General features: G+C 36.2%; 14 protein-coding genes and 2 pseudogenes. 11 read left to right on the top strand and 5 right to left on the bottom strand.

Annotated elements, in window-relative coordinates:
- Positions 1-6: 6 nt before the first annotated feature.
- Positions 7-897, top strand: coding sequence for a macro domain-containing protein (locus QF028_RS23790; RefSeq protein ID WP_429469506.1), 891 nt, complete (start codon positions 7-9; stop codon positions 895-897).
- A gap of 236 nt (positions 898-1,133) precedes the next feature.
- Entirely contained in the window at positions 1,134-3,947 is a 2,814-nt protein-coding gene (locus tag QF028_RS23785; protein WP_429469503.1) for a DEAD/DEAH box helicase, read from the top strand.
- A gap of 19 nt (positions 3,948-3,966) precedes the next feature.
- Here the strand turns inward: QF028_RS23785 and QF028_RS23780 are convergent, their stop codons facing one another.
- A complete protein-coding gene (locus tag QF028_RS23780; protein ID WP_429469500.1) occupies positions 3,967-4,365 on the bottom strand; it encodes a (deoxy)nucleoside triphosphate pyrophosphohydrolase in 399 nt (132 codons plus the stop codon).
- A gap of 164 nt (positions 4,366-4,529) precedes the next feature.
- Here QF028_RS23780 and QF028_RS23775 point away from each other — a divergent pair, with 164 nt between their 5' ends.
- From QF028_RS23775 to QF028_RS23750, 6 genes and pseudogenes are all read left to right on the top strand, one after another.
- On the top strand, positions 4,530-4,949 hold the full coding sequence (locus QF028_RS23775) for a hypothetical protein (RefSeq protein ID WP_429469497.1): 420 nt from the start codon (positions 4,530-4,532) through the stop codon (positions 4,947-4,949).
- Between the two features lie 12 nt (positions 4,950-4,961).
- On the top strand, positions 4,962-5,447 hold the full coding sequence (locus QF028_RS23770) for a hypothetical protein (RefSeq protein ID WP_429469494.1): 486 nt from the start codon (positions 4,962-4,964) through the stop codon (positions 5,445-5,447).
- 3 nt (positions 5,448-5,450) lie between these two features.
- On the top strand, positions 5,451-5,729 hold the full coding sequence (locus QF028_RS23765; protein WP_429469491.1) for a hypothetical protein: 279 nt from the start codon (positions 5,451-5,453) through the stop codon (positions 5,727-5,729).
- A 123-nt stretch (positions 5,730-5,852) separates the two neighbouring features.
- A pseudogene (locus tag QF028_RS23760) lies at positions 5,853-6,319 on the top strand (GNAT family N-acetyltransferase).
- Positions 6,320-6,397: 78 nt separating this feature from the next.
- A complete protein-coding gene (locus tag QF028_RS23755; RefSeq protein WP_429469488.1) occupies positions 6,398-6,886 on the top strand; it encodes a peptide ABC transporter substrate-binding protein in 489 nt (162 codons plus the stop codon).
- Positions 6,887-7,163: 277 nt separating this feature from the next.
- Positions 7,164-8,678, top strand: coding sequence for a malate:quinone oxidoreductase (locus QF028_RS23750; protein WP_429472496.1), 1,515 nt, complete (start codon positions 7,164-7,166; stop codon positions 8,676-8,678).
- A gap of 443 nt (positions 8,679-9,121) precedes the next feature.
- Here the strand turns inward: QF028_RS23750 and QF028_RS23745 are convergent, their stop codons facing one another.
- Entirely contained in the window at positions 9,122-9,562 is a 441-nt protein-coding gene (locus QF028_RS23745; RefSeq protein WP_429469486.1) for a YfmQ family protein, read from the bottom strand.
- A gap of 243 nt (positions 9,563-9,805) precedes the next feature.
- Between QF028_RS23745 and QF028_RS23740 the strand changes: the two genes are divergently transcribed.
- Both QF028_RS23740 and QF028_RS23735 read left to right on the top strand, forming a co-directional pair.
- Positions 9,806-11,398, top strand: a complete 1,593-nt coding sequence (locus QF028_RS23740; RefSeq protein ID WP_429469483.1) for a GMC family oxidoreductase — start codon at positions 9,806-9,808, stop codon at positions 11,396-11,398.
- Between the two features lie 176 nt (positions 11,399-11,574).
- The gene (locus QF028_RS23735; protein ID WP_429472494.1) at positions 11,575-11,982 is read left to right on the top strand and encodes a DUF1259 domain-containing protein; all 408 of its coding nucleotides are present in this window, start codon (positions 11,575-11,577) and stop codon (positions 11,980-11,982) included.
- Between the two features lie 184 nt (positions 11,983-12,166).
- On the opposite strand, the gene QF028_RS23730 is transcribed toward QF028_RS23735, so the two are convergent.
- The 3 genes from QF028_RS23730 to QF028_RS23720 all read right to left on the bottom strand — a co-directional run bounded on the left by QF028_RS23730 (position 12,167) and on the right by QF028_RS23720 (position 14,938).
- Positions 12,167-13,537: an MATE family efflux transporter gene (locus tag QF028_RS23730; RefSeq protein WP_429469480.1), complete on the bottom strand. Its 1,371-nt coding sequence runs from the start codon at positions 13,535-13,537 to the stop codon at positions 12,167-12,169.
- Between the two features lie 181 nt (positions 13,538-13,718).
- Positions 13,719-14,162, bottom strand: coding sequence for a cell wall hydrolase (locus QF028_RS23725; protein WP_429469478.1), 444 nt, complete (start codon positions 14,160-14,162; stop codon positions 13,719-13,721).
- 149 nt (positions 14,163-14,311) lie between these two features.
- On the bottom strand, positions 14,312-14,938 hold the full coding sequence (locus tag QF028_RS23720) for a hypothetical protein (RefSeq protein ID WP_429469475.1): 627 nt from the start codon (positions 14,936-14,938) through the stop codon (positions 14,312-14,314).
- 222 nt (positions 14,939-15,160) lie between these two features.
- Between QF028_RS23720 and QF028_RS23715 the strand changes: the two are divergent.
- Positions 15,161-15,694, top strand: a pseudogene (locus tag QF028_RS23715) (sigma-70 family RNA polymerase sigma factor).
- Position 15,695 lies beyond the last annotated feature (1 nt).

Here is a 15,695-nt window from a genome sequence, read left to right as displayed (position 1 = left end):
ATTGCTATGAAATTAAAAATAAAAGCGTTTTTTTCTATTCATGCTTGGAGATATTCGTTAAACGTAAAAGTGTTATTTGTTCATTGGCTTGCTGTGTTTGGTGTTATATGGACATTCATTGAGTTTTTGGGATATTTTTTTATTAGAGACAACGATTCATTAAAACCTAACGTTTGGTATGTTCTAGCAATTGGGTTACTAATTTCGACATGGATGAGCAGGCCACGATTGTGCAGATCTGTTAATCTATCAGATAAAGATATAACAATGCAAGTAGATGTGAATAACATTTTTGAAATGGAAAATGGCTCACTGATCATTCCATCCAACTGTTCTTTTCAACATGACTATATTGATGAGGATGCAGTAATCGTTCAGTTTCGCAATCGTTTTTTCTCAAATCCATCACTATTTGATGAAGCTATTGCCAACGCTCTTCAGAATGTACCCAAAGAGTGTATCGCCATAAAAGGAAAACCTGTGAATAAGTATCCAATTGGAACCGTTGCTCAAATTTCACTACCTGGACCTGATGGACGAACAGCTTATGTGTTAGCTTCAGGAGAATTGAATGAGCATGGTAGAGGAGAACCGAATATTAACCATTTAAGGACTGCTTTAATCTCGCTATGGAACTATATAGGAGAGCAAGGGAATACTAGACCTTTGATTATTCCGATTATTGGAAGTGGGCGTCAACGCCTCACACAGAATAGGTTCAAGTTAATTGCACTAATTGTAAGTACTTTCCTGGCTGCTATACAGCAGCGAAAGTTTACTAGTCGCTTGACCCTAACAATTCTACCAAGAGCGTATTTACAGAACAAATATAATCTGGACGATATTGAAACTTATCTATCCTGTGCTGATAAGTTTGATATTCTAGATAATCATTAAGTCAGCGTAATAGGTACCACTAAGGGCCTATTTAAAACAATTACAGAGGGGTAATTTTCTCGCATTTTAATGTGTTACTGTGACATTTCATATGTACTGTTATGTCCATTTAAAGGTCTACTATTCATTTTGAATAGTGGATCTTTTTATTTACCCCAAAATATAGTACAATTTTCACATATCCAATAAATAACAATATAGGTATTGATAGTTAATATATAGTCAGGAGCAAACCAATGGAAGCGGTTGAAAAGAAGTTGATTGTGAATTCCGATAAGGGGAATTTATTAAGAGAGTTAGTAAAATCGATGAGCGAGTGTGAAAGGTTTTATTTTAGTGTCGCATTTATTAACTTCAGTGGCTTGCAGCTTCTGCTTGATCCCTTACAGGAAGCCGAGAAAAAGGGAACCAAAGGGAAAATCATTACTTCCACTTATCTCAATTTCACAGATGCAAAAGCTCTAGAAAAAATCAGAGAGTTTAATAATGTCGAGCTTAAGGTTTTTGTTACCGATAAAGAAATTGGTTTCCATACGAAAGCCTACATATTTGAGTACAAAGATAGCTACAAAGTGATTATTGGTTCCTCGAATATAACTCAAAGTGCTCTGAAAAGTAATATTGAGTGGAATGTCGAAATCATTACGAAAGAGGATGGCCGATTTATACAGGATGTTTTAAAGGAATATGATTATCTTTGGAGTATGAGTGAAGATGCCGATCAGGATTTTATTAGTAGATATGAGGAATTCCTAAATAGCTTTAAGAATACACAAAAAAATCATCAGTTGATTTATGAAAACAAACAATATATTGTCCCCAATAGAATGCAAAAGCGAGCAACTGAGAATTTAGAAAGACTAAGAAGATTTGGGGAGAAGAAGGCGCTTGTCATTGCAGCAACCGGTACGGGTAAAACCTATATGTCAGCGTTTGATGTAAAGAGCTTGAGACCGAAAAAACTCCTGTTCATTGTTCATAGGGAAGAGATTTTGAAAAAAGCTAAAGAAACCTTTGAAATGCTTCTACCGAATGATGGTCTTTCCTTTGGCCTGCTGACAGGTAATCATAAACAAAAAAATGTGGATTATGTTTTTGCCACCATCCAAACAATCTCTAAATGTTTTCATGAATACAAAAAGGATGAATTTGATTATCTAATTATTGATGAAGCTCATCATGCGACAAGCCCGACCTATCAAACTGTTTTAAAATACTTTGAGCCTAAGTTCACATTAGGGATGACGGCAACCCCTGAACGTAGTGATGGTTATAATGTTTTTGATCTTTTTGATAATAATGTGGCTTTAGAAGTGCGGTTACATGAGGCTTTAGAGGACGAGTTAGTTATTCCTTTTCATTACTTTGGGATTACTGATATTGAAGGCATTGACTTAAGTGATGTTAATATTGACGATATTGCTGAAATAACCAAGCGGTTAAAGGTTAATGAACGGGTAGATTTTATTATTAGAAAAATGGACTTCTATGGCCATGACGGCGAGAAAAGAAAAGGGCTTGGTTTCTGTGCCAGTATCGAACATGCTCAGTATATGGCTAGTGAATTTAATAAAAGAGGCTATAAAAGTGTTTGTCTATACGGTGCTGATTCACCTGAAACACGGGAGCGATATATTAATCGATTAGAAAGTGATCATGACGAGTTAGAATTCATATTTACAGTTGATATTTTTAATGAAGGAGTGGACATCCCTTCTATCAACACGGTACTAATGCTGAGGCCAACTAATTCTCCAATTGTTTTTATTCAACAGCTAGGAAGAGGTTTACGCAAACATGCGGATAAAAGCTTCTTAACTGTCCTTGATTTTATTGGAAACCATAATAAAACGTTTCTCATTGCACTCGCACTTAACGGAAGTCGATATTACGATAAAGAAAGTTTAAAGGTAGCGATTGCGACTGGGTTTGCTAATATTCCCGGGTGTACTCATATCCAAATGGATAAGATATCACAGGAAAGAATATTGGCGCAGATTGACAATGAAAACTTTAACTCGATGAAATACCTAAAGGAAGAGTACTTTGAATTTAAAAAGCTTAATCAAGGTCGAATTCCTTATTTGTTACTGGATTATCTCAAATACGATGGCGCACCTGATCCCACAAAATTTATTGACCGAGAAAAAACATATCTACAATTTGTGGCAAAAGTTGAAAAAGATGATTATTTAAAAGGATTATTACAAAACGAAGCTTTCGAAGGGGCTTTAAAAGAATTATCCAGTAAGCTTCCTCTAAACAGGATTTATGAGTTTATTATCATCAGATATTTGTTAGAACATGAAGAAATTAATTTAGAAATTGCTAAACATCAAATCTTAAAGATGATTAATGACGTTGACGATGACAGTGTATTGCATGCATTTGAGTGCTTGAACCAGAACTACTATGATAGCGGTCAGTTAAAGAGTAAACCAAAACTATTTAATTATACTAACGGAATACTTGTTAAGGCTCCAATTTTTAAAGAAATACTAGAAAATAGGGAGCATCGTAAATATATAGAAGATACCATTACCTACGGGATTTTCCGTTACGAAAAAGAGTTTAGGTCTGAATACTACGGTGTTCCACACTTTAAACTGTATGAACAATATCAAATGATGGACGCTGCGTTACTCTCTAACTATCGAAAAATCCATAGTTCCTTTAGGGGTTCAGGGTTGCTCGCTAATGGGAAGGAATATTTCCTATTTATTGATTTGCATAAGGAAGAGGACGTAAAGGAAAGTATTAACTATAAAGATAAATTTATTAACGAGCGATACTTCCAGTGGCAATCACAAAATAGTACTGCCCAACAATCTGATCGAGGACAGAATATTATTCACAATAAGCAACGTGGAGTGAATCTTCATTTATTTGTGAGGAAGTACAGGGAAATAGATGGGAAGAACGAGCCTTTCATATATATTGGTAAAGGCGACACGGTCCAATATGAAGGTGAGAAACCGATCACGGTGAAAATCAAATTAGAGCACGAAATACCCGCAACACTATATACAGAATTTACAAAAAAAGTTTAGTCTTCTCTTTTCGAGAAGACTATTTTTCATGGATTAATTGCTCAACAGCTGGAATGTCAGCCGGTGCCCATTTTAGTGAATCTAGATTTTCTGTTTTTAGCCAAATTAACTTGGAATGCTCACTTGATGTTGGTGTTCCTTCGACAACCTTACATTTAATCGATTTTAAATTAATGATAAATGTTTCATATTCATGGGTATTATCGTTAAATACTTCATTTATTGTCTCAATTTTACAGCTTAATTCTTCATCAATTTCCCTTACGAGGGCTGAGTAGATATCCTCATTTGCTTCCACTTTTCCTCCTGGAAACTCCCACATATTTGGAATAGACATTTCTGGGGACCTAAGAGCACAAAGAATCTCATTCTGTTCATTTTCAATAATTGCTGCGACTACTTTTACGAGCTTTTTCAATGTAATCCTCCTTGATGATTGATGTACTAGTCATAATATATCACTTTTGATGGAAATATTCTTTAAGGGGATTTTTCTTTTTATTGTGAAAGTTTTGTTGGAAAAATAACCCTACTAATCTATCATTAAGATAATAGAACGAATCGGTTTACAGGAGTGATATTTTGGAAAAAATAAATGTAATTGAAAGAATTAAAGATAGTTTTTTAGAAAATGGTAAAACGATAGAAATCCCTTTATTAAAAGGGCAAAAGACATTTCAAGCGGTCTTACATGATGGTGGTATTAGCGTCAGTAATTTAGCCAATCAATCTTTTTTACCATGGTCAGTGTTTGAAGAAACGATTGTGTTGTTAAATGAGAAAAATGGCTGCGCAATTAAGGGTGATGCAATGAGTAATAAATTAGGGGAAACGGGACTGCCACATGATTCTATTGAAGGTAGAATTGCTTCAAAGGTCTATGGGAAACAATTAGGCCAGAATGTTTTTCGTAGAATCACTCCTATCGCTTGTATATTAGTATGGTCCGGCATAGTTGAAAATCAAAGGGGAAAATTAGTCCTCCTAAACTATCATAAATAGGGTGAGGTTGCTATGGATAAAAAGCAATTTAAAGCGAAAGTTTTAAATTTACTTGAACAAGATGTAAATGGATTAACATCTAAGAATAAGATTAAGTATATGAAAAAATGGATTAGAGAATATGAGCTTGCACAGCACAGTGAGCCTGTAACTGTAAAACCTCAAGATTCCATTAAAGTGGGTATTCTAGTACAAACAACCATTAGGAAAATAATTAGAGCGCAACAACTATCGGAAGAAAGGATTCGATTATTACAGAATCCTAGGTACTGTAAATTTACATTTGATATAAATTATCCTTTTTTAAAAAGGGTCAAATGGGATACTCCACTTTCTGAACAACGAAAAATTAATGGTTATGACCTGTATTGGAAAGAAGTTGTAACTATTCACAACGAGAGATATCTGATTTGTAATGATTGGTGTGAAAGAAATAAGCCCAAATTTATTAATTGGGTAAAAGAACTTGAGTACGAATTTACAAAGGGGAGTAGATAAGATATGGACGCAGCGATTCTATGGGACAAGCTTAGAGCAAAAGCAAGTTTGTCAGAGTTTGAAATACCTACGGTACCACAAAATAGAAGTATACCATTATGGTTTCTAGTGGGTGTCTCAGATAAACATCTGGTGATTAAGAAAGCTAAATACCATACACCTAGTGTCAAAATTTCGATGGATCGAATCATAACGTTCAAGGATTTTGAATTTGTCTACCGATGCTATGAACGTTGGTTAAAAGGAGATACTAGTAGTCGTCAGGAAGCTACCAAAAAGTAACAAAGTACAGCATATATTTTTGCATTAACAGCCGAGGCATCTAAACAGAGAGTTTGAGTATAGTAATGTTAGCTAAATTTAAAGAAAAAAGAACGAATATTCCTGTTGATAGGGGATCTAATTATGCAGCTATATTTTTATGTTGAGAGATATATAAATCTCATCGAAAAGTATCAATTATCGGAGGAACAACTTCGTTTTACTGGTACGCCAACAGAATGTATCAAACTTTCAAATGAAGAGCCAGATCGATATTCAATCTTAGCGATGGATCAAGAAAATTTGGTCACCTTTTTCAATCTACATAAAAAGGAAGGAGTAAAACCATTCTCTAATAATGATCGTTCCATTTTACTAAGAGCCTTTTCGACAGATTTCCGCATCAAGGTAAGGGATATGCCAAGAATGTACTTTTGCAATTACCTTTCTTTGTAAAGGAACATTTTATTGAAACGAATGAAATTGTCCTAGCAGTTAACCTTCAAAATACTGTCGCACAAGGCTTATATAAAAAATGTGGATTTATTGATGAAGGTGAACGAAGGATGGGGAACAAAGGGGAACTAATCATCATGAGTTATCATTTGTAGGTTTTAGAAGTTTCTTTAAAAAGGAACTCCCAATCAAAAAAAGCCCTAGTATTAGTTAATGAAAGGGGGGGCATAAAATTGAAAATTAAGTTTGCTTCCATGCTATTAATCATATCGCTCTTTCTCACGGATTGTAACCTTGGAGTAAAACCGGAGGAACATTTAGGAGAAATATACAGCGTTGCGTTGGACGCAATCATGGAAAAAGACGAGGCATTGAGTAGTGAAATGAAATTTATTGCTATTGATATGAGCAATTTCGACGACGGATTAAGTAAAAAGGATAAAAAAGAAATTATGAACTTTTTCAAAGATAAATATAAAGTTGATGTAATGGATGCCACTTTTGATGAACTGAAAGAAAAAGGATACTACGACCCCGATAAAATGGCGTTGGATGGTGTACTCCTTAGAATAGAGAAAATGGATTTTAAACTAAATAACAATGTTTTCTTTGAAGGTTCTAAATATAGGTCAGGATTAGGTGCAATTGGTGTAGAAGGTACTGTCCACTACAAAGATGGTATTTGGCAAATGAAAGAGTCGAAAGAGACCTGGATAAGCTAATTTTTAATAAAGGTGTCTGACCCCCGGCGCATTAAAGCTTTAACACACTGGGGGTCAGGCACCTTTTATTTAAGAGAATGTTAGTTTCATAAACGGATTCTCACTATTTACCGGCTTTTAAATAATTTGAAATTATCATATAATATAAGTGTTTAAATCTATAAACAACATTTTTACACTATAAATGGTTATAATTAAGACAGAAAAGGTGTGTGACTAGGTCGCGCTTAGGTTGGTGTGACGTCTAGCCAAATTTTAGGGGAAAAGGTTGATGAAAATGAACAACATAGAAACTAAAACAGACGTCATTTTAATTGGCGCCGGAATCATGAGTGCGACTTTAGGGACACTCTTAAAAGAATTAGTACCGGAATGTGAAATTACTGTGTTTGAGAAGCTCGCAAACGCTGGAGAGGAAAGCTCTAACGAGTGGAATAATGCGGGAACGGGGCATGCTGCACTATGTGAACTTAACTACACAGTCGAAAAACCGGATGGATCTTTAGATATTAGTAAAGCAATAAAAATTAATGAACAGTTTCAGGTTTCCATGCAGTTTTGGTCTTATCTTGTAAACAGCAAGCTGATGCATAATCCAGAGGATTTTATCAGACAACTGCCTCATATGAGTTTAGTACAAGGGGAACAAAATGTTACGTTTTTAAAGAAACGTTTTGAAGCGCTGTCAAACAATCCCCTATTCCAAGGGATGGAATTTTCGGATGACCATGATAAACTGGCGGAATGGATTCCGCTTATCATGGAAGGCCGTAAAGTGAATGAACCGATAGCGGCAACTAAAATGGACGCTGGAACGGATGTCAACTTTGGTGCCTTAACACGGATGTTGTTTGATCACTTAGAGAGTAAAAATGTCAATATAAACTACAAACATAGTGTTAATAATATTAAACGTACTAGCGACGGCTTGTGGGAATTGAAAGTGCAGAATCTCGATAGCGGTACGGTCGAACGCCATACGGCAAAATTCGTCTTTATTGGAGGCGGGGGAGGAAGTCTGCATTTACTGCAAAAATCCGGTATTCCTGAAGGAAAACATATTGGAGGATTCCCGGTAAGCGGAATATTTATGGTGTGCAATAATCCGAATGTTGTAGAGCAGAATCATGCAAAAATATACGGCAAAGCTAAGGTTGGTGCTCCACCAATGTCTGTTCCGCATCTTGACACAAGATTTATCGACAATAAAAAATCGTTGCTATTTGGACCATTTGCCGGCTTTTCACCTAAGTTCTTAAAAACTGGTTCAATGTTCGATTTAGTAACTTCGATAAATCCAGATAATATCTTAACTATGTTGGCGGCAGGCGTAAAAGAGATGTCATTGACAAAATACTTGATTCAGCAAGTTATGTTATCGAAGGAACAGCGCATGGAAGAGTTACGTGAGTTTATCCCGAATGCCAAAAGCGAGGATTGGGATTTAGTAGTAGCGGGCCAACGTGTCCAAGTTATCAAGGATACTGAAGCTGGCGGCAAAGGAACGCTTCAATTTGGTACGGAAGTAATTACTGCTGCTGATGGCTCGATCGCAGCATTACTAGGCGCTTCACCGGGTGCTTCTACTGCCGTGCACGTTATGCTTGAAGTAATCAAAAAATGCTTCCCGCAACATATGAATAAGTGGGAACCGAAAATCAAAGAAATGATTCCTTCTTTTGGCATGTCACTAATGGAAAACCCCGAGCTTCTGCACGAAATTCATACATCAACAGCAAAGACGCTTGGTCTAAGCGAAAAAGAGCTGGAAAAAGAGTTGGTCTTTAGTTAGACCTTAGGATGTAGAATCCAAGGTTGCTAGTGAATAGATTCCCTCGATAGTTTTTAAGAGAATTATAAAAAGAGTGGAGAAAAAACTAACTAAACGGTTAATTAAATTGGACAACCCTTGGTATACATGGACTGAGAAACTAACTAAACGTTTGATTAAATACTTTTCAAGAGACCCTGATAACGCTCATCAGGGTTCTTTTTATTTTCGATATTTTTATATAAATGGTGAAGGAGAGTTAGAGAAAAAAGAGTCTTGACCAACAAAAATGAACATAGGCATAAGGCTCCCGTGTTCATTTTCATATCAGAGTAAAATTATTATTCAATTTTTAGAAAAGCTGAGGATAGGTATAGGTGTTTTCTAGTCAACAATCGCACTCCGATAGATTAAGTACAACTTTTCACAAATAGTTGAAACCGACTTTCTTCTGATCTATTAAACTAAATCCCCTGTACGGCCAAAGAACCTTTTTGGAGATGATCTGAAAGGAGACTATACGCAACTACTTTCTTCTTGTACTGTTTGACTACATCAATGCGATCGTTGTAGCTAAAAACAAATAACCTAACATCTTTTTTGCCTCTTTTTGTATCAATAACTAATGGAGTCTCACTGTTCTCTGGATGCAAATATAATTCCTCGGTCCCTGGAAATATATAATGCTGCTTTAAAAATGTTGCTTCGTTAAAGGAATGAATAACTTGAATTTTGTCTTTACCTTCTAAGAGTTTTCCGTCAATTGTTACAGTGACATTCGGTTCACTAAGTTTTGAATGAATTTCAAATTTCCTTATAAGCCATTCCACAGGACCAGTTGGAAGACAAGTCATTAATATTTTTACAATACTTAAAAGAATTATCGAAATTACAGCCCAGGTCATTTTCCATCATCTCCATTAAAGCTTTAATTTATTATTAGGGTTTATTATTAATTAAATAATATCTCAACTAGAACAATTATTAACCATCCAATTCGGTTGAAAATATACCATCCACTTTCAGAACTTCTCTTATAAAATATATTCTAAAATAACAAAAAGGAAGGGTGAATAGGTGTATCTTACCCACTACTCCCCCGGTGTTTTTTCATAGGATAATTAAACTGAAAAAAAGGGGAATGCAATATGAATAAAAGCGAGTCAAAAATTATATTTGACTATATTGTTGTGGGGACTGGACCTGCTGGTGCAGTTATGGCTAAGACACTTACAGATGATAAAAACACCTCGGTTCTCGTTTTGGAAGCAGGAGAGAATAATGATCGGGATCAGCCAATTAGAGATTCTAGATTTGCACCTGAACTTGAAGAGAAGTTTTTCCCACAGTATTTTTGGCAAGGAGAAGGTGTACCACAACCAGAGGTGGATGAAAGAACTTTTGAATGGACAACAGGCCGTCTTTCAGGCGGGGGATCTTCCATCAATGGGGAACAGTATGTCAGACCTACACCAGCAGTATTAAAGGAATGGGAAAGGCTTTTGGGTTCGTTGTGGTCACCCGAACAAGTGATTCAAAACTTCAAACAGTTAGAAAATTATGATGGGAAAACGAATAATCCAGTAATTCATGGCTTTCATGGTCGTTTAAATATCAGACAAACTCCTACTAATCCTCCACATGTAACGAAAAAATTAGTTTCAGCGATAAAGGATGCAACAGGCTTTCCTAAAATTCTTGATTATAATGACCCCAGAACTCCACTGGGTCCTTTTAACCGATGGCAATTATATCAGCGATCGAATGGAGAGCGTGAGAGTTCCTCAACTGCATTTTTATCTTCAGATATCATGACTCCCGATGGACTTGGAGTAAATGATCGAAAATTAAGGGTTTTTTATAAATCAACCGCCCTCCGCATTCTATTCGAGGGAAAAAAGGCAATTGGAATTGAATTTCTTAAAGAAGGGCGAATGGTACAAGCATTTGCCCGGAAAAAAGTGATTATTTCAGCAGGGATAAACAGTGCCCAGCTTCTCATGTTATCTGGGATTGGACCTTCCAAGGATTTAAAACAGACTGGCATCCCAATTGTTTTTGATAATCCCAATGTTGGTAAATATTTAACCAATCATACGTTAAACACCGCTACCTTTACGATGAATCAAAAGGATATTCCTGAACTTCAAAACGACCCGTTTTCCCTTTATACAGGTGGAGCCTTCTTGCCTCATCCTCTTTCAGGAAGAAGTGATCGCAGTAGAGCAGTACAACTTATAGGAATTCCAGCAGAGGGAAATTTAATCATTGCGATTCTATTTTTAAAACCAAAAAGCCGAGGAACGATTAAAATGCAAAATAATGATCCCTTAAAGATTGTATTTGCTGATGAAGGTTTTCTTGAAAACGAGTATGACCTCAACTCCATTAAAGAGATTTATAGGACGTATATTAAAAATATTGCAGAAAAACTATCAAACATTGATCCAACATACCAGCTGGTAAATCCAACACTTGAAACAATGAATGATGATGAACAACTTGAAAATTTCATTAAAGAAAACTTCGGTCATAATCACCATCAACAAAGTTCACTACGAATGGCACCATTGAATAAAGGTGGCGTAGTTGATCGTTTTGGAAGTGTACATGGAGTTGATAATCTAATAGTTGCCGATGCACAGATTATTCCCTTTACGGTTGATGGCAACACATCTGCAGCAGCATTCCTCATTGGATATACCATTGCCAAACAATTAATGCAGGAAAAATGGAATTAAACAGATTTCAGAATACCCCAAACCGTTTGACGTATAAAATAATGATTCCGTAAGAAAGCAGCAAAAAAAATAACTATCACTAAACTCTTGTCCACTCAAAATCAAAAAGTAAATCATAGTGTAATAGCAAAGGGAAATCCTTTTACTAAAATAACTATAACAAAGGAGGTTACATGATGAGTTGGAATGAGAGAAGAAACCTATGTCAAGAATTTGCTAGGATCCTCGGTGGGAGTGGAAGCTTTGATGAAAATGGAGTTTGTTTAGTGCAAAAGTTTCGTGATATTAACTTTACAATTCTTGGACGTGAAACACATTCTCCACTAGTTAATCCTCAATTTTTTTCTTTTGAAAATTTAGATCGACAAGGGAATGCGTTAAATTTAGGTGAAACCGTTCTTTTACAAGAAGAAATTAACCCTCTATTAACAGAACTTCGTAAGCGGGACATTATCGTTACGGCTGTTCATAATCACTGGCTGTTTGAACAACCTAGAGCAATGTACATGCACTTTGAATCAGTTGAACCACCACTGCAATTTGCTAGAAAAGTAAGGGAAGCCTTTAGAGTTTTAAAAGGCTAATTTTAACACGGCACTATTAAGGCAATCATCGTCTTATATAGTGCTTTTTATTTTTCGTTTCGTATGATAGTAATAGTTAGTTTGCCTACTAGCATCATTAGCAAACACTTTTGGTAAATCTGGTCCGTTTATAAAAAAAAAAGCTGCCATTTTGGCAGCAAGGTTAGCAAAGTAACCTAGTAATCTAAGACACGCTTGGCGATACGTTCTGTTCGGCACTTTTTTTCTTCAACCAAGGTTTGGAGACCCACCGGTTCAAGGCGAAAAATCCTCGTATACATTCATCGAGTCCTTGGGCCAGCCAAATTCCTAGTAGTCCTAAACCAAGTGTAATTCCGAAAAAGTAACTAAATACTACGGCAATGCCCCACATGCAGATCACACCAATGACAACTGGGAACCGTACATCACCTACTGATTTTAAAGAACCCATAAGGACGATATTCATGGCACGGCCAGGTTCAATAAATACAATTGCCCACAATACTGGAAGAGCTATAGCAATAATGTTAGTATCGGTTGTAAATATAGTTAAGATGGGCTTACCAATGAGAGCAACAGCAAGAGAAACCGCAGCTGATACAATGACGGCAATTTTTAATGTCTTAAGACCCCTCTTCAGGGCTCTGTCGTATTGCTTAGCTCCGATATAGCGGGCAATCAAAAGTTGTGTCCCTTGGGCAATTGCCACTGTAAACAGGAAGCAAATCATCGATATATTTAATATATACACCCGTGCGGCTAATGCAGCATCACCGGTAAGTGCGACAAAGCTTGTAATCACCACTTGTGAAAATTGATAGGAAAGGTTTTCACCAGCGGATGGAATCCCGATCGACAGAAGCTCCTTTACATCGGTCTTATTGATTTGAAAGATATCCTTTATATGAAACTTTAAAGCTAGTTGTTTATAAACAAAGTAAAACAGTGCTACAATGATAAAAATCCGGGCAACAAACATGGAATAAGCCACCCCAGCAACCCCTGTTACAGGAAGGCCGAACCACCCTTTAATAGCAATAAAGGAACCGATTATACTAATCACATTCATGATGACCGTAACGACCATGGTTTCTTTTGTATGTCCGTAGCTGCGCAAAACAGCACTTAAAGCTAAAGAGATGGCTTCAAGGAAAAGAGATAGGCCAATGATGGTAAGGAAGGTGTAAGCAAAGTCGTAAACTTCACCGCTAAGTCCGTAAAATTTTAAAAACAAACCGCCAAAAGCAACCACAATGATGGTCATCATAACTCCAAACCAGAAATTCACTCCAAAGGAAGATCTTGCAAGGCGTTGCGCCCGGTCCAATCGGTTTGCTCCTAAATTTTGACCGATAAGGATAGTCGCTCCGATGGCTGTGATGTTAAATACTAAAATAAAAATATTAAGAATCTGATTGGCTACTCCAACTCCTGCAACAGCCTTGTCTGAATATCCGCTTAAAATTAACGTAGCAACAATTCCCATACTCATATGAAGCGATATTTCGATAAAAAGAGGCCACGTGATACTAAACAATGATTGATTCTGGTACTTATTATTCTCTACAGTCAATTTATTCTCCTTCTTTACTCAAAATCATATAAAACCTATATTACTACATTTACTCTAAATGAAAATAAAAAAGTTACTTTTAAAAATTCCAGTTGGACGGATGGACATTCACCTTGTCCTATTTAACAACCGAAAAAGGATATTGTGCTGAAAAGGTAAAAAGCTTACTCAAAGAGTAAGCTTAACTTCCTTTATAAACACTATCACATGTTCCAGCTTTTGGTTCATAATAGCAATGATTTTTATATTGACCAGATTGAGGTTGACCGTACCATGTTGGAGGACATGGAGCATATGGATTAAAGTACCAAAGGGCATATTTCCCTGGGTGTTCTCTCCAATAATCCAAATTCTGTTTTGCTAATCTTTTCTCAGAAGTTCTCGCTCTTTGATAAAATACATTTCCTTTTTGAACAGCTTCAAAGGAAAAATTCCCTCCTTGTACTTGAAAAATTACTTGGCGAATTAATCTTAAACCTTTAAAGTCTAAACAATCTGCTTTAATACGATTAACAATTACATTTCCAACATATAACATTCCTTGTATTCCTTCACCTTCGGCTTCCGCTCTCATCATCCTTGCCATTAAGTCAACGTCTGAACTTCGGTAATTTACTCTTGGCATTTTTTCACCCCAAAAATATAGTATGAAAAAGAGCCTGCATTAATGTAGACTTTTTTCAAATAAAATTACTTTTCATCCGACGTCCAAATATATTTCTGTTGTTCCATTCATATTTGCGTGCAACACGTAAATATTCATCTTCATTCCCCTTATGATCTTTTAGTTCTCCGTAAAAAAGATAATGCAATCACTACGACAGTTACAAGGAGGATAAGCCAGAGCCAATTAAATGAGTGATTTTCTTCTTCGGAGTATGTTTCGTTTTCAAAATTTTCATAAGAAGATGCTGTTTCTATTTCTTCAGGCACTACCGTGTCCGATTCATTTTCATCAAAACTAACCGTTTCAGAATATAAATCATCTTCTACTGGTTCATCTTCTGGTATTTGTACATCCATCTCTTCTAAATCAGCAAGCGTATAAACGTTCCCTGCTTCATCCGCATATGTAGGTTCAACTTCGTTTGCATCGTTTAGCATTAATAAAACCGTTCCAAAAACAAGCGTTTTTGATAACACATCGCCAGAAAAATAACGTGTAGATTTTGGATATTTTGTCGTAAGTGAAGAATAAGATGTCGGTTTTGTCGTTGTGTTCGTTGTACTGCTTGAGCTCGGTTTTGACGGCGAAGTCTTCGGAGTCGTCGTAGACGGTTTGGTATAGCTAGGACTCGTCCCCCTCGTCCCGCCTATTCGTGTTTTTGCCTCAGCAATGACATTACAAAGTAAAAAACTTAAAACAAGGATAGATAGCACACTAATCATAGTTTTTTTCATTTATATCCCCTCCTATAAAATAGCCAGCTCAGATTAAAGAACCTGCTTCCTTTAATTGACTATGCTTAGTAGAATAATATTAACATATTTTTCCTAATAAAATACGAAAAGCCGTGCGATTTAAATGAGATGGGCCTGTCGTTTGTCCTTTACGAAAAAAAGCTGTTTTTAAAAACTTTATCTGGGAGTACATCGTCTATTGTTTATGAAGGAGGGATGGACGTGGAAGAAATGACTTTGGAAGTATTAGATACAGAAGACAAAGAAGTACTTATAGACGAAATTATGAATAGTTATTGTCAGGAAGTCCTCCAGCTTGTTTTTTCATATGTAAATAATCGTACCATAGCAGAAGACCTAACTCAGGATATATTTGTTAAGTGCTATAAAGGACTTCATACATATAGCGGCAAATAGACGTTAAGAACATGGTTGTGGAGGATTGCTATCAATTATTGTAAGGATTTTCTAAAAAGCTGGTATAACAAGAACGTGGTCATAACAGAGTTTGAACCGCTAAACAACATAACAAAAAAGGAAATGGTCGAGCAGGCTGTCATCCAAAAACAAGAGGATGATCAATTGATTTCTGCGATCATGATGCTGCCAATTAAGTATCGAGAAGTGGTATATCTCTTTTATTATGAGGAACTGCCCATTAAAGAAATTGCGTTATTAACGGAAGTAGGCGATAACACAGTGAAAACCAGGCTCAGACGTGCAAAGGAACTTCTGAAAGAACGATTGGAGGAATAGT

The organism is Neobacillus sp. B4I6 (assembly GCF_050434045.1).
In the GTDB taxonomy this organism is placed as follows: Bacteria; Bacillota; Bacilli; order Bacillales; family Cytobacillaceae; genus Neobacillus.
This window is presented reverse-complemented; position numbering and strand designations above follow the sequence as displayed.